This window comes from Pseudomonas sp. 05N432 (assembly GCF_056396945.1).
Map to the genome: position 1 here is coordinate 197,991 of NZ_JBFTMM010000005.1, position 17,042 is coordinate 215,032.

Here is a 17,042-nt window from a genome sequence, read left to right on the forward strand (position 1 = left end):
AACTTAGAACTCCAGCCCAGCTTCACGAGCAGCATCAGCCAGCGCCTTGACGCGGCCGTGGTACTTGAAGCCAGAGCGGTCGAAAGCCACCTGCGAGACGCCAGCGGCTTTAGCACGCGTAGCGACCAGCTGGCCAACCTTAGTGGCCGCGTCGATGTTGCCAGTGGCGCCATCACGCAGTTCTTTATCCAAAGTCGAGGCACTTGCCAGGACTTTGTTGCCGTCGGCCGAAATGACCTGGGCGTAGATGTGCTGCGACGAACGGAACACGCAGAGACGCACGACTTCGAGTTCGTGCATTTTCAGGCGTGCTTTGCGAGCGCGACGCAGTCGAGTAACTTTTTTGTCGGTCATTTGCTATGCCCTACTTCTTCTTGGCTTCTTTACGACGGACGACTTCGTCCGCGTAGCGCACACCTTTGCCTTTGTACGGCTCTGGTGGACGGAAGTCGCGGATCTCGGCGGCCACTTGACCTACCAGCTGCTTATCGATACCCCGGATCAGGATGTCGGTTTGGCTAGGAGTCTCAGCGGTGATGCCTTCCGGCAGTTCATAATCCACTGGGTGCGAGAAGCCAAGAGCCAGGTTCAGCACTGTGCCTTTTGCTTGCGCCTTGTAACCAACACCGACCAGCTGGAGCTTACGCTCGAAGCCTTGGCTTACGCCTTGGACCATGTTGTTTACCAACGCACGAGTGGTACCGGCCATTGCGCGAGTTTGTTGATCGCCATTGCGAGCAGCGAAACGCAGCTCACCAGCTTCTTCAACGATCTCAACGGACGAATGGATGTTCAGTTCGAGAGTGCCCTTGGCACCCTTCACCGAAAGCTGTTGRCCTGCGAATTTAACTTCGACACCGGCTGGCAGCTTAACGGGGTTCTTAGCGACGCGAGACATGCTTATCCCCCCTTAGAACACAGTGCAAAGAACTTCGCCGCCGACACCGGCAGCGCGCGCAGCACGATCCGTCATCACACCTTTGTTGGTGGAGACGATAGACACACCGAGACCGCCACGAACTTTTGGCAGATCATCGACGGACTTGTACTGACGCAGGCCTGGACGGCTAACGCGCTTCACTTCCTCGATGACCGGACGGCCTTCGAAGTACTTCAGCTCGATGGACAGCAGTGGCTTGATTTCGCTGCTGATCTGATAACCCGCGATGTAACCTTCGTCCTTCAGGACTTTAGCTACAGCCACCTTCAACGTGGAAGACGGCATGCTTACGACGGACTTTTCAGCCATCTGGGCATTACGGATTCGAGTTAGCATGTCCGCTAACGGGTCCTGCATACTCATGGGCTAGACGCTCCTAATACAAAAAAATAAGCCTTGCGGCTACTACCTTCGCCGAGAAACTCCGCACGAAAAAAGCACGGGCTCAGGCGAGCCGGGTATTCTAGACACACCCCACAAATGAATCAAGCCCCAATAGGGGCTTGATTCAAGTTCAAGGTCACCGGTGGTCAGGATCTTGCGACCCCGAGCACCGAGACTTCGATAGTGCTTACCAGCTGGCTTTAACCAGACCAGGTACGTCACCACGCATTGCCGCTTCACGCAGTTTGTTACGGCCGAGGCCGAACTTGCGGTAAACGCCGTGTGGACGACCGGTCAGGCGGCAGCGGTTACGCATGCGCGAAGCGCTTGCGTCACGTGGCTGCTTCTGCAGAGCTACTGTAGCTTCCCAACGCGCTTCTGGACTTGCGTTCAGATCAACGATGATAGCTTTCAGTGCTGCACGCTTCTTGGCGTACTTGGCAACCGTGAGCTGACGCTTCAGCTCGCGGTTTTTCATGCTCATCTTGGCCATTTTCCTACTCCAATCAGTTGCGGAACGGGAATTTGAAAGCACGCAGCAGTGCGCGACCTTCATCATCGTTCTTGGCAGTGGTGGTCAGGGTAATGTCCAGACCGCGGAGAGCATCGATCTTGTCGTAATCGATTTCCGGGAAAATGATCTGCTCTTTTACGCCCATGCTGTAGTTACCACGACCATCGAAGGACTTGGCATTCAGGCCGCGGAAGTCGCGAACCCGAGGCAGGGAGATCGACAGCAGACGATCCAGGAACTCGTACATACGCTCACGGCGCAGGGTCACTTTGACGCCGATCGGCCAACCTTCACGGACTTTAAAGCCAGCGATGGATTTCCGAGCGTAGGTCACAACGACTTTCTGGCCGGTGATCTTTTCCAGGTCAGCAACAGCGTGCTCGATGACTTTTTTGTCGCCGATCGCTTCGCCCAGACCCATGTTCAGGGTGATTTTGGTAACGCGCGGAACTTCCATCACGTTCGAAAGCTTAAGTTCTTCCTTAAGTTTCGGTGCGATTTCCTTCCGGTAAATCTCTTTTAGTCGTGCCATGGTCTTCTACCTAGCAGTGTTCAAGCATCAACCGCTTTTTGGGTCGACTTGAAGACACGAATTTTCTTGCCGTCTTCTACTTTGAAACCAACGCGGTCAGCCTTGTTGGTTTCGCCGTTGAAAATGGCGACGTTGGAAGCGTGCAGTGGCGCTTCTTTTTCGACGATACCGCCTTGTACGCCCGACATCGGGTTAGGCTTGGTATGACGCTTAACCAGGTTCAGACCACCAACGACCAGACGGTCGTCAGCGAGAACCTTAAGCACCTTACCGCGCTTACCTTTGTCTTTGCCGGCGATCACGATGATCTCGTCGTCACGACGAATCTTTTGCATGTCGGATCTCCTTACAGCACTTCTGGGGCGAGCGAGACGATCTTCATGAACTTCTCAGTACGAAGTTCACGGGTCACTGGCCCAAAGATACGGGTGCCGATCGGCTCTTGCTTGTTGTTCAGAAGAACAGCAGCGTTGCCATCAAAGCGGATAATGGAGCCGTCAGCACGACGAACGCCGTGACGAGTGCGGACTACAACAGCAGTCATCACTTGGCCTTTTTTCACTTTACCGCGAGGAATTGCTTCCTTGACGGTAACCTTGATGATGTCACCGATACCAGCGTAACGACGATGGGAGCCACCCAGCACCTTGATGCACATAACACGGCGAGCGCCGCTGTTATCGGCCACATCGAGCATGGATTGAGTCTGAATCATATAATTTCTCCGACCCCTAGTCCTTAGACTTCCACAGCGCGTTCGAGAACATCAACCAGTGCCCAAGACTTGGTCTTGGCCAAAGGACGAGTTTCACGAATAGTGACTTTGTCGCCGATGTGGCACTGATTGGTTTCGTCGTGCGCGTGCAGCTTAGTCGAACGCTTAACGTATTTACCGTAGATCGGGTGCTTTACGCGACGCTCGATCAGAACGGTGATGGTCTTGTCCATTTTGTCGCTGACAACACGGCCAGTCAGCGTACGGACGGTTTTTTCGGCTTCAGCCATGATTACTTACCTGCCTGCTGTTTGAGCACAGTCTTCACGCGAGCGATGTCACGCTTAACTTGCCGGAGCAGGTGAGACTGCCCCAACTGGCCAGTTGCTTTCTGCATACGCAGATTGAACTGGTCGCGCAACAGGCCGAGCAGTTGCTCGTTTAGCTGTGGCGCGTCTTTTTCACGAAGTTCATTCGCTTTCATCACATCACCGTCCGTTTAACAAAGGAGGTGGCGAGCGGCAGCTTTGCAGCAGCCAGGGCGAAAGCCTCACGCGCCAGCTCTTCAGAAACGCCCTCGATTTCATACAGGACTTTGCCTGGCTGAATCTGGGCAACCCAGTACTCCACGTTACCCTTACCTTTACCCATCCGAACTTCGAGTGGCTTTTTGGTGACAGGCTTGTCCGGGAATACACGGATCCAGATCTTGCCGCCACGTTTTACGTGACGGGTCAGAGCACGACGCGCTGACTCGATCTGACGAGCGGTGAGACGACCACGAGCAACAGACTTCAGCGCGAACTCGCCGAAGCTGACTTTGCTACCGCGCAATGCCAGACCACGGTTGTGGCCAGTCATCTGCTTGCGGAACTTCGTACGCTTTGGTTGCAACATTTGGCGTACCCCTTACTTAGCAGCTTTTTTACGAGGCGCTGGTGCTTGTGGTTTCAGCTCTTCTTGGCGACCACCAATTACTTCGCCTTTGAAGATCCAAACCTTTACACCGATCACACCGTAGGTGGTGTGAGCTTCGTAGTTGGCATAGTCGATGTCGGCACGCAGGGTGTGCAGTGGCACACGACCTTCGCGATACCATTCAGTACGTGCGATTTCAGCACCGCCGAGACGACCGCTCACTTGGATTTTGATGCCTTTGGCACCAATGCGCATGGCGTTTTGTACAGCGCGCTTCATAGCGCGACGGAACATTACGCGACGCTCCAGCTGCTGAGCTACGCTCTGCGCAACCAGCATACCGTCGAGTTCCGGCTTACGGATCTCTTCGATATTGATGTGCACAGGCACACCCATTTGCTTGGTCAGGTCCTGGCGCAGTTTCTCAACATCTTCACCTTTCTTCCCGATAACGATACCTGGACGAGCGGTGTGGATGGTGATACGTGCAGTTTGGGCCGGACGATGGATATCGATACGGCTTACGGACGCGCTTTTTAGTTTGTCTTGGAGATACTCACGCACCTTCAGATCAGCGAACAAATAGTCCGCATAAGTCCGACCGTCTGCGTACCAGACGGAGGTGTGCTCCTTGACGATTCCCAGGCGAATGCCAATGGGATGTACTTTCTGACCCATCTCTTCGACTCCGTTACTTGTCAGCAACCTTGACAGTGATATGGCAAGACCGCTTGACGATGCGATCAGCACGGCCTTTGGCACGTGGCATGATGCGCTTCAGCGAACGCCCTTCGTTGACGAAAACGGTGCTGACTTTAAGGTCATCAACGTCTGCGCCTTCGTTATGCTCGGCGTTGGCTACGGCCGACTCCAGCACTTTCTTCATGATCTCGGCGGCTTTCTTACTGCTGAAAGCCAACAGGTTGAGCGCTTCGCCCACCTTCTTCCCGCGGATCTGGTCGGCGACCAAGCGGGCTTTCTGGGCGGAGATTCGAGCGCCCGACAACTTAGCGGCTACTTCCATTTCCTAACCCCTTAACGCTTGGCTTTCTTGTCTGCCACGTGCCCACGATATGTGCGGGTACCGGCGAACTCGCCCAGTTTGTGGCCGACCATGTCTTCGTTAACGAGAACTGGGACGTGTTGACGACCGTTGTGTACTGCGATGGTCAGACCGACCATTTGTGGCAGGATCATGGAACGGCGCGACCAGGTCTTAACTGGTTTGCGATCGTTCTTTTCCGCCGCCACTTCGATCTTCTTCAGTAGGTGAAGATCGATAAAAGGACCTTTTTTCAGAGAACGTGGCACTGTCGTATCCCTCTATTTACTTGCGACGACGGACGATCATTTTGTCGGTACGCTTATTACCACGAGTCTTCGCGCCCTTAGTCGGGAAGCCCCATGGCGATACCGGATGACGACCACCAGAGGTACGACCTTCACCACCACCATGTGGGTGGTCAACCGGGTTCATGGCAACACCACGAACGGTTGGGCGAACGCCACGCCAGCGTTTGGCACCAGCTTTACCCAGCGAACGCAGGCTGTGCTCGGAGTTCGAGACTTCGCCCAGGGTCGCACGGCATTCAGCCAGCACTTTACGCATCTCACCAGAACGCAGACGCAGGGTCACGTAGACACCTTCACGAGCGATCAGCTGAGCCGAAGCACCAGCGGAACGAGCGATTTGCGCGCCTTTACCTGGCTTCAATTCGATGCCGTGTACGGTGCTACCAACTGGAATGTTACGCAGCTGCAGAGCGTTGCCCGGCTTGATCGGTGCCAGAGCACCTGCGATCAGCTGGTCGCCAGCGCTCACGCCTTTAGGGGCGATGATGTAGCGACGCTCGCCATCTGCGTACAGCAGCAGAGCGATGTGAGCAGTACGGTTTGGATCGTATTCGATACGCTCGACAGTGGCAGCGATGCCATCTTTGTCGTTACGACGGAAGTCGACCAGACGATAATGCTGCTTATGACCACCACCGATGTGACGAGTGGTAATACGGCCATTGTTGTTACGACCACCAGACTTCGATTTTTTCTCGAGCAGCGGTGCGTGAGGAGCGCCTTTATGCAGCTCCTGGTTGACCACCTTGACCACAAAACGGCGGCCAGGGGAAGTCGGTTTGCATTTAACGATTGCCATGATGCACCCCTTCCTTACTCAGCACTGCTGCTGAAATCGAGATCTTGGCCTGGCTGAAGGGAGATAACTGCCTTCTTCCAGTCATTACGCTTGCCCAGACCGCGAGCAGTGCGCTTGCTCTTACCCAGAACATTCAGGGTAGTAACACGCTCTACTTTCACGCTGAACAGGCTTTCGACGGCCTTCTTGATTTCCAGCTTGGTTGCGTCAGTAGCAACCTTGAAAACGAACTGGCCTTTCTTGTCTGCCAGAACCGTAGCCTTCTCGGAAACGTGCGGGCCAAGCAGAACTTTAAATACGCGTTCCTGGTTCATCCCAGCAGCTCCTCGAATTTCTTCACGGCCGACACGGTGATCAACACCTTGTCGTATGCGATCAGACTAACTGGATCGGAACCTTGCACGTCACGTACATCAACGTGTGGCAGGTTACGAGCAGCCAGGTACAGGTTCTGATCAACAGCATCGGACACGATCAGGACATCAGTCAGACCCATGCCATTCAGCTTGTTCAGCAGATCTTTGGTTTTCGGTGCTTCAACAGCGAAGTCCTGAACCACGACCAGACGATCAGTACGCACCAGCTCAGCAAGGATGGAACGCATTGCTGCGCGATACATCTTCTTGTTCAGCTTTTGGGAGTGATCCTGTGGACGAGCTGCGAAAGTGGTACCGCCGCCGCGCCAGATTGGGCTACGGATAGTACCAGCACGAGCACGGCCAGTACCTTTCTGACGCCATGGGCGCTTGCCGCCACCAGAAACGTCGGAACGGGTCTTTTGCTGCTTGCTACCTTGACGGCCGCCAGCCATGTAGGCCACGACTGCTTGGTGAACCAGCGTCTCGTTGAACTCGCCGCCAAATGTCAGTTCGGAAACTTCGATCGCTTGAGCGTCATTTACATTTAATTGCATGTCAGCTTCCCCTTAACCGCGAGCCTTGGCTGCTGGACGTACAACCAGGTTGCCGCCAGTAGCGCCAGGAACAGCGCCCTTGACCAACAACAGATTGCGTTCAGCGTCCACGCGCACTACTTCCAGGGACTGCACGGTCACGCGCTCAGCGCCCATATGACCGGACATTTTTTTGCCCTTGAATACACGACCAGGAGTCTGGCACTGGCCGATAGAGCCTGGGACGCGGTGGGATACGGAGTTACCGTGGGTGTTATCTTGCCCGCGGAAATTCCAACGCTTGATCGTACCCTGGAAGCCTTTACCTTTGGACTGACCGGTTACATCAACCAGTTGGCCAGCGGCGAAGATTTCAGCGTTGATCAGATCGCCGGCCTGGTACTCGCCTTCTTCAAGGCGGAATTCCATTACGGTACGACCAGCGGCAACGTTCGCTTTAGCGAAGTGGCCAGCCTGAGCAGCTGTTACACGCGAAGCACGACGCTCGCCGACAGTGACTTGCACTGCACGATAGCCATCGGTCTCTTCAGTTTTGAACTGGGTGACGCGATTCGGCTCGATCTCAATGACCGTGACCGGAATGGAGACACCTTCTTCGGTGAAAATACGGGTCATACCGCATTTACGACCGACTACACCAATAGTCATGTTGTAAACCTCATGAGTGTACGGGGCTTTCACCCGCTATGGCCGCCCATTTCAGAGCGTTACACGACTAAGACCGAGTCTTAGCCGAGGCTGATCTGCACTTCCACACCGGCCGCAAGATCAAGCTTCATAAGTGCATCAACGGTTTTATCCGTTGGCTGGACGATGTCCAGAACGCGCTTATGAGTACGGATCTCGTACTGGTCACGCGCGTCTTTGTTGACGTGCGGGGAGACCAGAACGGTGAACCGCTCTTTACGGGTAGGCAGTGGAATTGGACCACGCACTTGAGCACCAGTACGTTTCGCGGTTTCCACGATTTCCTGGGTGGATTGGTCGATCAGGCGATGGTCAAAAGCCTTCAACCTGATACGGATTTGCTGATTTTGCATTGGATTTCAGACTCCGGCTGCTATTCCCACCGGGCGCACTGCGCCCGTTAAAAGGAGGCGCAATTCTATAGACGGGCCAACATAGTGTCAACCCAATAAAAAAGCCCCCGCAAGCGGGGGCTTTTTATCAAATCATCGATTACTCGATGATTTTGGCTACGACGCCAGCGCCGACGGTACGACCGCCTTCACGAATAGCGAAACGCAGACCGTCTTCCATTGCGATGGTCTTGATCAGGGTGACAACCATTTTGATGTTGTCGCCCGGCATTACCATTTCAACGCCTTCCGGCAGTTCGCAGTTACCGGTCACGTCAGTGGTCCGGAAGTAGAACTGTGGACGGTAGCCTTTGAAGAACGGAGTGTGACGACCGCCTTCTTCTTTGCTCAGAACGTACACTTCAGCTTCGAACTTGGTGTGCGGCTTAACCGAACCTGGCTTAACCAGAACCTGGCCACGCTCAACGTCGTCACGCTTGGTGCCACGCAGCAGAACGCCGCAGTTCTCGCCAGCACGACCTTCGTCGAGCAGCTTACGGAACATTTCAACACCGGTGCAGGTGGTGACGGTAGTGTCACGCAGACCAACGATTTCCAGTGGATCCTGAACCTTGACGATACCGCGCTCGATACGACCAGTCACAACAGTACCACGACCGGAGATCGAGAATACGTCTTCGATTGGCATCAGGAACGGCTTGTCGATAACACGAACTGGCTCTGGGATGTAGCTGTCCAGAGTTTCTACCAGACGCTTAACAGCGGTGGTACCCATTTCGTTGTCGTCTTGGCCGTTCAGAGCCATCAGAGCCGAACCGATGATGATCGGAGTGTCGTCACCTGGGAAGTCGTAAGTGCTCAGCAGATCGCGCACTTCCATCTCAACCAGTTCCAGCAGCTCAGCGTCGTCAACCATGTCAGCCTTGTTCAGGAAGACAACGATGTACGGAACGCCTACCTGACGGGACAGCAGGATGTGCTCACGGGTTTGTGGCATCGGACCATCAGCGGCCGAGCAAACCAGGATAGCGCCGTCCATCTGGGCAGCACCAGTGATCATGTTCTTCACATAGTCAGCGTGACCTGGGCAGTCAACGTGAGCGTAGTGACGAATCGAAGAGTTGTACTCAACGTGCGCGGTGTTGATGGTGATACCACGAGCCTTTTCTTCCGGAGCGCTGTCGATTTTATCGAAAGCAACAACGGCCGAACCGAAAACTTCGGAGCAGACGCGAGTCAGAGCAGCAGTCAGAGTGGTTTTACCGTGGTCAACGTGACCGATGGTGCCAACGTTGACGTGCGGTAGGGAACGATCAAATTTTTCTTTAGCCACGACAATTAACTCCTAGCCTAAAGGGGCTGAATCAGCCTTGTTTTTTGGTAACAGTTTCGACGATATGCGACGGAGCTGTATTGTATTTTTTGAATTCCATAGAGTAGCTTGCGCGACCCTGGGACATGGAACGGACGTCAGTCGCATAACCGAACATCTCACCCAGCGGAACTTCAGCACGAATTACTTTGCCGGAGACCGTGTCTTCCATACCCAAGATCATGCCGCGACGACGGTTAAGGTCGCCCATCACGTCACCCATATAGTCTTCAGGCGTAACAACCTCTACCGCCATGATCGGCTCAAGCAATTCACCACCGCCCTTCTGGGCCAGTTGCTTGGTCGCCATGGAAGCAGCCACCTTAAACGCCATCTCGTTGGAGTCGACGTCGTGGTAGGAACCATCAAACACGGTAGCCTTCAGGCCGATCAGCGGATAGCCGGCAACAACGCCGTTCTTCATCTGCTCTTCGATACCCTTCTGGATAGCCGGGATGTATTCCTTAGGAACCACACCACCCACTACTTCGTTCAGGAATTGCAGACCTTCCTGACCTTCGTCAGCAGGAGCAAAACGGATCCAGCAGTGACCGAACTGACCACGACCACCGGACTGACGAACGAACTTGCCTTCGATCTCACAGCTCTTCGTGATGCGCTCACGATAGGAAACCTGAGGCTTACCAATGTTGGCTTCGACGTTGAACTCGCGGCGCATCCGGTCTACCAGGATGTCCAAGTGCAATTCGCCCATGCCAGAGATGATCGTCTGACCAGTCTCTTCATCGGTTTTAACGCGGAAAGACGGGTCTTCCTGAGCAAGCTTGCCCAGAGCGATACCCATTTTTTCCTGGTCATCCTTGGTCTTAGGCTCAACGGCAACCGAAATAACCGGCTCCGGGAAGTCCATGCGAACCAGGATGATTGGCTTGTCAGCGTTGCACAAGGTTTCACCAGTGGTGACGTCCTTCATGCCGATCAAGGCCGCGATGTCACCAGCGCGTACTTCCTTGATTTCTTCACGGGCGTTTGCGTGCATTTGCACCATACGACCCACGCGCTCTTTCTTGCCCTTAACCGAGTTGATCACGCCGTCGCCGGAGGCCAACACGCCCGAGTAAACACGGACAAAGGTCAAGGTACCCACAAATGGGTCGGTAGCGATCTTGAACGCCAGAGCCGAGAACGGCTCGTCGTCGCTCGCATGACGCTCCATTTGTTTTTCCTCGTCATCCGGGTCAGTACCCTTGATGGCAGGAATATCAGTAGGAGCAGGCAGGTAGTCGATAACGGCGTCGAGAACCAGGGGAACACCCTTGTTCTTGAAGGAAGAACCGCAAACAGCCAGAACGATCTCACCAGCGATAGTACGCTGACGCAGAGCGGCCTTGATTTCCTCGATGGAGAGCTCTTCCCCTTCGAGGTACTTGTTCATCAGCTCTTCACTGGCTTCAGCCGCAGCTTCAACCATGTTGCTACGCCACTCTTCAGCCAGTTCCTGCAGTTCAGCAGGGATAGCTTCGCGACGAGGCGTCATGCCCTTGTCAGCATCGTTCCAGTAAACCGCTTCCATGGTCATCAGATCGATCTGACCCTGGAAGTTGTCTTCGGAACCGATAGCCAACTGGATTGGCACTGGAGTGTGACCCAGACGCTGCTTGATCTGAGCGATCACGCGCAGGAAGTTCGCACCAGCACGGTCCATCTTGTTCACGTAAACGATACGTGGAACACCGTACTTGTTGGCTTGACGCCATACGGTTTCGGACTGAGGCTCAACACCCGAAGTACCACAGAACACAACGACCGCGCCGTCGAGTACACGCAGGGAACGCTCAACTTCAATGGTGAAGTCTACGTGGCCCGGGGTGTCAATGACGTTGAAACGGTATTGGTCCTTGTGCTGCTTCGCAGAACCCTGCCAGAAGGCGGTGATAGCAGCAGAAGTAATGGTAATACCACGCTCCTGCTCCTGCACCATCCAGTCCGTGGTCGCGGCGCCGTCATGCACCTCGCCCATCTTGTGACTTTTGCCGGTGTAAAAAAGGACGCGCTCGGTGGTAGTGGTTTTACCAGCATCCACGTGAGCAACGATACCGATGTTACGGTAGCGGCTAATCGGAGTAGTACGAGCCATAAAGCCCTCGCAAAATTAGTGAAGCTAAAATTAGAAGCGGTAGTGCGAGAAAGCTTTGTTAGCTTCAGCCATACGGTGCACGTCTTCACGCTTCTTAACAGCAGCACCTTTACCTTCAGCAGCGTCCAACAGTTCGCCAGCCAAACGCAGAGCCATAGACTTCTCGCCACGCTTACGGGCGAAGTCTACCAACCAGCGCATTGCCAGAGCGTTACGACGGGACGGACGAACTTCGACCGGAACCTGGTAAGTAGCACCGCCTACACGGCGCGACTTCACTTCGACCAGCGGAGCGATGGCGTCGAGAGCTTTCTCGAAGATTTCCAGGGGATCGCTGTTCTTGCGTTCTTTAACCTTTTCCAGCGCGCCATAAACGATACGCTCGGCAACGGCTTTCTTGCCGCTTTCCATCACGTGGTTCATGAACTTGGCCAGGATTTGGCTTCCGTATTTTGGATCGTCAAGCACTTCGCGCTTGGCTGCTACGCGTCTTCTTGGCATGGATAAGCCCTCAAACGGTCTTCAGGTTCGCTCGGAATCGGTGCCCTTTCGGGACGCCTCCGACCTTACTCTTATCGACTCAGAAAATAGATAATTCAGTGTTTACAAAAAGCCGCTACTACTTAGGCTTCTTGGTACCGTACTTCGAACGACCCTGGTTACGACCTTTAACGCCGGAAGTATCCAAAGAACCGCGTACGGTGTGGTAACGAACACCTGGCAAGTCTTTTACACGACCGCCGCGGATCAGTACCACGCTGTGCTCTTGCAGGTTGTGGCCTTCACCGCCGATGTACGAGGAAACCTCGAAACCGTTGGTCAGACGCACACGGCATACTTTACGCAGTGCCGAGTTAGGTTTTTTCGGCGTGGTGGTATACACACGGGTGCATACGCCACGACGTTGCGGGCAGTTCTGCAGCGCAGGCACGTCGGATTTCTCGACGATACGCTTACGCGGCTGACGTACCAGCTGGTTGATAGTTGCCATCTACTAGCTCCACTGTTGTCTTGCGACGCTATTGTCTTGCAAGAAAAGCAAAATGGCAGGAACGAATTCCCGCCAAATTTAGGGGTACAAGAGTCTAAAGAGGATCTTGTCCCCAGTCAAGGCAAGGCCCCGACCTCCCCGCTCATCCAATCTCGACAAATTGTCTCGATTCGATGAACGGGGGCGCCAGGGCCCCACACTTATTTATCGCAGAACTCAGTTACCGCTCGAGTTCAGCGCTTCGGTCAGTGCAGCTTCCACTTCACTGGCGCTTACGCGCAACGGTTTGTCAGCATCACGGCGGCGTTTGCGCTCGCTGTGATAAGCCAGACCGGTACCTGCCGGGATCAGACGACCCACGACCACGTTTTCTTTCAGGCCGCGCAGGTAATCGCGCTTGCCGGTTACCGCCGCTTCGGTCAGTACGCGAGTGGTCTCTTGGAAAGAGGCCGCCGAGATGAACGATTCGGTGGACAACGACGCCTTGGTGATACCCAGCAGAACGCGAGTGAACTTGGAGACGAACTTGTCGTCAGCAGCCAAACGCTCGTTCTCTACCAGTACGTGAGTCAATTCCATCTGGTCGCCCTTGATGAAAGTGGAATCGCCGGATTCAGCGATTTCAACTTTACGCAGCATCTGACGCAGGATGGTCTCGATGTGCTTATCGTTGATCTTCACGCCTTGCAGACGGTAAACGTCCTGGATCTCGTTAACAATGTACTTGGCCAGCGCACTCACACCCAGCAGACGCAGGATGTCGTGTGGATCGCTCGGGCCGTCGGAGATAACTTCGCCGCGGTTTACCTGTTCGCCTTCGAAGACGTTCAGGTGACGCCACTTCGGAATCAGCTCTTCATACGGATCGCTACCGTCGTTCGGGGTAATGACCAGACGGCGCTTGCCCTTGGTCTCTTTACCGAACGCGATGGTGCCGCTGACTTCAGCCAGAATCGAGGCTTCTTTCGGTCGACGGGCTTCGAACAAGTCGGCAACACGCGGCAGACCACCGGTGATGTCACGGGTCTTCGAAGTCTCTTGCGGAATACGAGCGATAACATCACCGATCGCGATTTTCGCACCGTCCGCCACACCGACCAAGGCGTTGGCAGGCAGGAAGTACTGAGCGATTACGTCGGTACCCGGCAGCAAGAGATCCTTGCCATTGTCATCAACCATCTTCACGGCAGGACGGATGTCTTTACCGGCAGCTGGACGGTCTTTGGCGTCGAGTACTTCAATGTTGGTCATACCGGTCAATTCGTCGGTCTGACGCTTGATCGTGATGCCCTCTTCCATGCCTACGTAGGTCACGGTACCTTTCATTTCGGTAACGATTGGGTGAGTGTGCGGATCCCACTTGGCCACGATTGCGCCAGCGTCGACCTTGTCACCTTCTTTCACCGAGATCACAGCACCGTACGGCAGCTTGTAACGCTCGCGCTCACGACCGTAGTCATCAGCGATTGCCAGCTCACCGGAACGGGACACAGCAACCAGGCAACCATCCACTCGCTCAACGTGCTTCAGGTTGTGCAGACGGACGGTACCGCCATTCTTCACCTGAACGCTATCGGCTGCGGAGGTCCGGCTTGCCGCACCACCGATGTGGAACGTACGCATCGTCAGCTGGGTACCCGGCTCACCGATCGACTGGGCAGCGATTACGCCGACAGCTTCACCGATGTTCACCTGGTGACCACGAGCCAGATCACGGCCGTAGCACTTGGCGCAAATGCCATAACGGGTTTCGCAGCTGATCGGCGAACGCACGATCACTTCGTCGATGCTGTTCAGCTCGATGAATTCAACCCACTTCTCGTCTACCAGAGTGCCGGCAGGAACGATGATTTCCTCGGTACCTGGCTTGAATACGTCACGGGCGATAACACGACCCAATACGCGCTCACCCAACGGCTCTACAACGTCACCGCCTTCAATGTGCGGAGTCATCAGCAGACCGTGTTCGGTGCCGCAATCGATCTCGGTTACAACCAGATCCTGCGCCACATCTACCAGACGACGAGTCAGGTAACCGGAGTTCGCRGTTTTCAACGCGGTATCCGCCAGACCTTTACGAGCACCGTGAGTCGAGATGAAGTACTGAAGTACGCTCAAACCTTCACGGAAGTTCGCAGTAATCGGCGTTTCGATGATGGAACCGTCCGGCTTGGCCATCAGGCCACGCATACCGGCGAGCTGACGGATCTGCGCAGCAGAACCCCGTGCGCCCGAGTCGGCCATCATGTACATCGAGTTGAAGGACTCTTGTTCGACTTCGACGCCATGACGGTCGATGACTTTCTCTTTCGAGAGGTTCGCCATCATCGCCTTGGAAACTTCGTCGTTCGCCTTGGACCAAAGGTCGATCACTTTGTTGTACTTCTCGCCCTGGGTTACCAGGCCGGAGGCGTACTGACTTTCGATTTCTTTCACTTCGTCGGTGGCAGCACCGATGATGCGGGCTTTTTCATCCGGGATAACGAAGTCGTTAACACCGATGGAAACGCCGGAAATGGTCGAATAGGCAAAACCGGTGTACATCAACTGGTCAGCGAAGATCACGGTCTCTTTCAAACCAACCACGCGGTAGCACTGGTTGATCAGCTTGGAGATCGCCTTTTTCTTCATCGGCAGGTTGACGACGTCGTACGACAGACCTTTTGGCACAACCTGGAACAACAGCGCACGGCCGACAGTGGTGTCGACGATACGGGTGTTGGTCACGCTGCCGCCGTCACGGTCGTTGACGGTTTCGTTGATCCGTACTTTAACCTTGGCGTGCAGTGCGGCTTCGCCGGCACGGAACACACGGTCAACTTCTTGCAGATCCGCGAACACACGACCTTCGCCTTTGGCGTTGATCGCTTCACGAGTCATGTAGTACAGACCCAATACAACGTCCTGCGACGGAACGATGATTGGCTCACCGTTGGCTGGCGACAGAATGTTGTTGGTCGACATCATCAACGCACGCGCTTCCAACTGGGCTTCCAGTGTCAGCGGTACGTGCACGGCCATTTGGTCGCCGTCGAAGTCGGCGTTGTACGCGGCGCAGACCAGCGGGTGCAGCTGGATAGCCTTACCTTCGATCAGAACCGGTTCAAATGCCTGGATACCCAGACGGTGAAGGGTCGGTGCACGGTTGAGAAGCACTGGGTGTTCGCGGATAACTTCAGCGAGAACGTCCCAAACTTCCGGCAGCTCGCGCTCGACCATCTTCTTGGCAGCTTTGATGGTGGTAGCGAGACCACGCATTTCCAGCTTGCCGAAAATGAACGGCTTGAACAGCTCGAGAGCCATTTTCTTCGGCAGACCGCACTGGTGCAGACGCAGGGTCGGACCTACGGTAATTACCGAACGACCGGAGTAGTCAACACGCTTACCGAGCAAGTTCTGACGGAAACGACCTTGTTTACCCTTGATCATGTCAGCCAGGGATTTCAGAGGACGCTTGTTGGAACCGGTGATAGCGCGGCCACGACGACCGTTGTCAAGCAAGGCGTCGACGGCTTCCTGCAACATACGCTTTTCGTTGCGCACGATGATGTCCGGAGCGGACAGATCAAGCAGGCGCTTCAAGCGGTTGTTACGGTTGATCACTCGACGATACAGATCGTTGAGGTCGGAAGTCGCGAAACGACCGCCATCCAATGGGACCAGTGGACGCAGATCTGGCGGCAGAACCGGCAGAACGGTCAGCACCATCCACTCTGGCAAGTTGCCGGAACCCTGGAAGGCTTCCATCAACTTCAGACGCTTGGACAGCTTCTTGATTTTGGTTTCGGAGTTGGTTTGCGGAATTTCTTCACGCAGACGGCCAATCTCGTGTTCCAGGTCGATAGCGTGCAGCAGTTCACGGACAGCCTCGGCACCCATGCGGGCATCGAAATCGTCGCCGAACTCTTCCAGCGCTTCGAAGTACTGCTCGTCGTTGAGCAGCTGACCTTTCTCAAGGGTGGTCATGCCTGGATCGATAACGACATAGCTCTCGAAGTAGAGAACACGTTCGATATCACGCAGGGTCATGTCCATCAGCAAGCCGATACGCGACGGCAGCGATTTCAGGAACCAGATGTGGGCCACTGGCGAGGCCAGTTCGATGTGCGCCATACGCTCACGACGAACTTTTGCCAGCGCGACTTCAACGCCGCACTTCTCGCAGATCACACCACGATGCTTCAAGCGCTTGTACTTACCGCACAGGCACTCGTAATCCTTTACCGGGCCAAAGATCTTGGCGCAGAACAGGCCGTCACGCTCAGGTTTGAACGTACGGTAGTTGATGGTTTCCGGCTTTTTAACTTCACCGAACGACCACGAACGGATCATCTCAGGCGATGCCAATCCGATACGGATGGCGTCGAACTCTTCGACTTGACCCTGGTTTTTCAGCAAATTCAGTAGGTCTTTCAAGGCCTTTCCTCCTGGCGGAGCAGAGAGCGGGCAATCCTGCCCCGCTCTCATTCGCGT

At 54.9% G+C, this 17,042-nt stretch carries 23 protein-coding genes; all 23 read right to left on the reverse strand.

The features are described from left to right. Positions 1–3 precede the first annotated feature (3 nt). Positions 4–354, reverse strand: a complete 351-nt coding sequence (gene rplR, locus AC1DHT_RS07760; RefSeq protein ID WP_003186037.1) for a 50S ribosomal protein L18 — start codon at positions 352–354, stop codon at positions 4–6. Between the two features lie 10 nt (positions 355–364). Further along, on the reverse strand, positions 365–898 hold the full coding sequence (rplF, locus tag AC1DHT_RS07765; RefSeq protein WP_007896774.1) for a 50S ribosomal protein L6: 534 nt from the start codon (positions 896–898) through the stop codon (positions 365–367). 12 nt (positions 899–910) lie between these two features. Further along, the gene (gene rpsH, locus AC1DHT_RS07770) at positions 911–1,303 is read right to left on the reverse strand and encodes a 30S ribosomal protein S8 (RefSeq protein ID WP_003186040.1); all 393 of its coding nucleotides are present in this window, start codon (positions 1,301–1,303) and stop codon (positions 911–913) included. A gap of 208 nt (positions 1,304–1,511) precedes the next feature. Beyond that, on the reverse strand, positions 1,512–1,817 hold the full coding sequence (gene rpsN / locus AC1DHT_RS07775) for a 30S ribosomal protein S14 (protein ID WP_003176414.1): 306 nt from the start codon (positions 1,815–1,817) through the stop codon (positions 1,512–1,514). 13 nt (positions 1,818–1,830) lie between these two features. Further along, positions 1,831–2,370, reverse strand: coding sequence for a 50S ribosomal protein L5 (gene rplE / locus AC1DHT_RS07780; RefSeq protein WP_003210069.1), 540 nt, complete (start codon positions 2,368–2,370; stop codon positions 1,831–1,833). 20 nt (positions 2,371–2,390) lie between these two features. Next, on the reverse strand, positions 2,391–2,705 hold the full coding sequence (gene rplX / locus AC1DHT_RS07785; RefSeq protein ID WP_007896770.1) for a 50S ribosomal protein L24: 315 nt from the start codon (positions 2,703–2,705) through the stop codon (positions 2,391–2,393). A gap of 11 nt (positions 2,706–2,716) precedes the next feature. Then, entirely contained in the window at positions 2,717–3,085 is a 369-nt protein-coding gene (gene rplN, locus AC1DHT_RS07790) for a 50S ribosomal protein L14 (protein WP_002555479.1), read from the reverse strand. Positions 3,086–3,108: 23 nt separating this feature from the next. After that, positions 3,109–3,375 (reverse strand): 30S ribosomal protein S17, encoded by a 267-nt coding sequence (gene rpsQ, locus AC1DHT_RS07795; RefSeq protein WP_003176419.1) that lies wholly within the window; start codon positions 3,373–3,375, stop codon positions 3,109–3,111. Positions 3,376–3,377: 2 nt separating this feature from the next. Then, a complete protein-coding gene (gene rpmC / locus AC1DHT_RS07800; protein ID WP_008030901.1) occupies positions 3,378–3,569 on the reverse strand; it encodes a 50S ribosomal protein L29 in 192 nt (63 codons plus the stop codon). Then, positions 3,569–3,982 (reverse strand): 50S ribosomal protein L16, encoded by a 414-nt coding sequence (gene rplP, locus AC1DHT_RS07805; protein ID WP_003186052.1) that lies wholly within the window; start codon positions 3,980–3,982, stop codon positions 3,569–3,571. The genes rpmC and rplP overlap by 1 nt, the downstream gene beginning before the upstream one ends. Before the next feature lie 12 nt (positions 3,983–3,994). Next, a complete protein-coding gene (gene rpsC, locus AC1DHT_RS07810; protein WP_003176422.1) occupies positions 3,995–4,681 on the reverse strand; it encodes a 30S ribosomal protein S3 in 687 nt (228 codons plus the stop codon). Positions 4,682–4,694: 13 nt separating this feature from the next. After that, the gene (gene rplV / locus AC1DHT_RS07815) at positions 4,695–5,027 is read right to left on the reverse strand and encodes a 50S ribosomal protein L22 (RefSeq protein WP_003103908.1); all 333 of its coding nucleotides are present in this window, start codon (positions 5,025–5,027) and stop codon (positions 4,695–4,697) included. 11 nt (positions 5,028–5,038) lie between these two features. Beyond that, positions 5,039–5,314: a 30S ribosomal protein S19 gene (gene rpsS / locus AC1DHT_RS07820; protein WP_002555486.1), complete on the reverse strand. Its 276-nt coding sequence runs from the start codon at positions 5,312–5,314 to the stop codon at positions 5,039–5,041. A gap of 16 nt (positions 5,315–5,330) precedes the next feature. After that, entirely contained in the window at positions 5,331–6,155 is an 825-nt protein-coding gene (rplB, locus tag AC1DHT_RS07825) for a 50S ribosomal protein L2 (protein WP_003186055.1), read from the reverse strand. 14 nt (positions 6,156–6,169) lie between these two features. Then, positions 6,170–6,469 carry a 50S ribosomal protein L23 gene (rplW, locus tag AC1DHT_RS07830; RefSeq protein WP_002555488.1) on the reverse strand — a complete coding sequence of 100 codons (300 nt, stop codon included), beginning with the start codon at positions 6,467–6,469 and terminating at the stop codon, positions 6,170–6,172. Then, complete coding sequence (rplD, locus tag AC1DHT_RS07835; protein WP_003186057.1) at positions 6,466–7,068, reverse strand: 50S ribosomal protein L4; 603 nt, start codon at positions 7,066–7,068, stop codon at positions 6,466–6,468. The genes rplW and rplD overlap by 4 nt, the downstream gene beginning before the upstream one ends. A gap of 12 nt (positions 7,069–7,080) precedes the next feature. After that, a complete protein-coding gene (rplC, locus tag AC1DHT_RS07840; protein ID WP_003186059.1) occupies positions 7,081–7,716 on the reverse strand; it encodes a 50S ribosomal protein L3 in 636 nt (211 codons plus the stop codon). 80 nt (positions 7,717–7,796) lie between these two features. Beyond that, positions 7,797–8,108: a 30S ribosomal protein S10 gene (gene rpsJ / locus AC1DHT_RS07845; protein WP_003186070.1), complete on the reverse strand. Its 312-nt coding sequence runs from the start codon at positions 8,106–8,108 to the stop codon at positions 7,797–7,799. A 139-nt stretch (positions 8,109–8,247) separates the two neighbouring features. Then, positions 8,248–9,441 (reverse strand): elongation factor Tu, encoded by a 1,194-nt coding sequence (gene tuf, locus AC1DHT_RS07850; protein WP_003186071.1) that lies wholly within the window; start codon positions 9,439–9,441, stop codon positions 8,248–8,250. 31 nt (positions 9,442–9,472) lie between these two features. Then, positions 9,473–11,578, reverse strand: coding sequence for an elongation factor G (fusA, locus tag AC1DHT_RS07855; protein WP_019693879.1), 2,106 nt, complete (start codon positions 11,576–11,578; stop codon positions 9,473–9,475). A gap of 30 nt (positions 11,579–11,608) precedes the next feature. Then, a complete protein-coding gene (gene rpsG / locus AC1DHT_RS07860) occupies positions 11,609–12,079 on the reverse strand; it encodes a 30S ribosomal protein S7 (protein ID WP_002555493.1) in 471 nt (156 codons plus the stop codon). A gap of 118 nt (positions 12,080–12,197) precedes the next feature. Next, positions 12,198–12,569, reverse strand: coding sequence for a 30S ribosomal protein S12 (rpsL, locus tag AC1DHT_RS07865; protein ID WP_002555494.1), 372 nt, complete (start codon positions 12,567–12,569; stop codon positions 12,198–12,200). Between the two features lie 216 nt (positions 12,570–12,785). Continuing rightward, a complete protein-coding gene (gene rpoC / locus AC1DHT_RS07870; protein WP_054594278.1) occupies positions 12,786–16,985 on the reverse strand; it encodes a DNA-directed RNA polymerase subunit beta' in 4,200 nt (1,399 codons plus the stop codon). Positions 16,986–17,042: the final 57 nt, after the last annotated feature.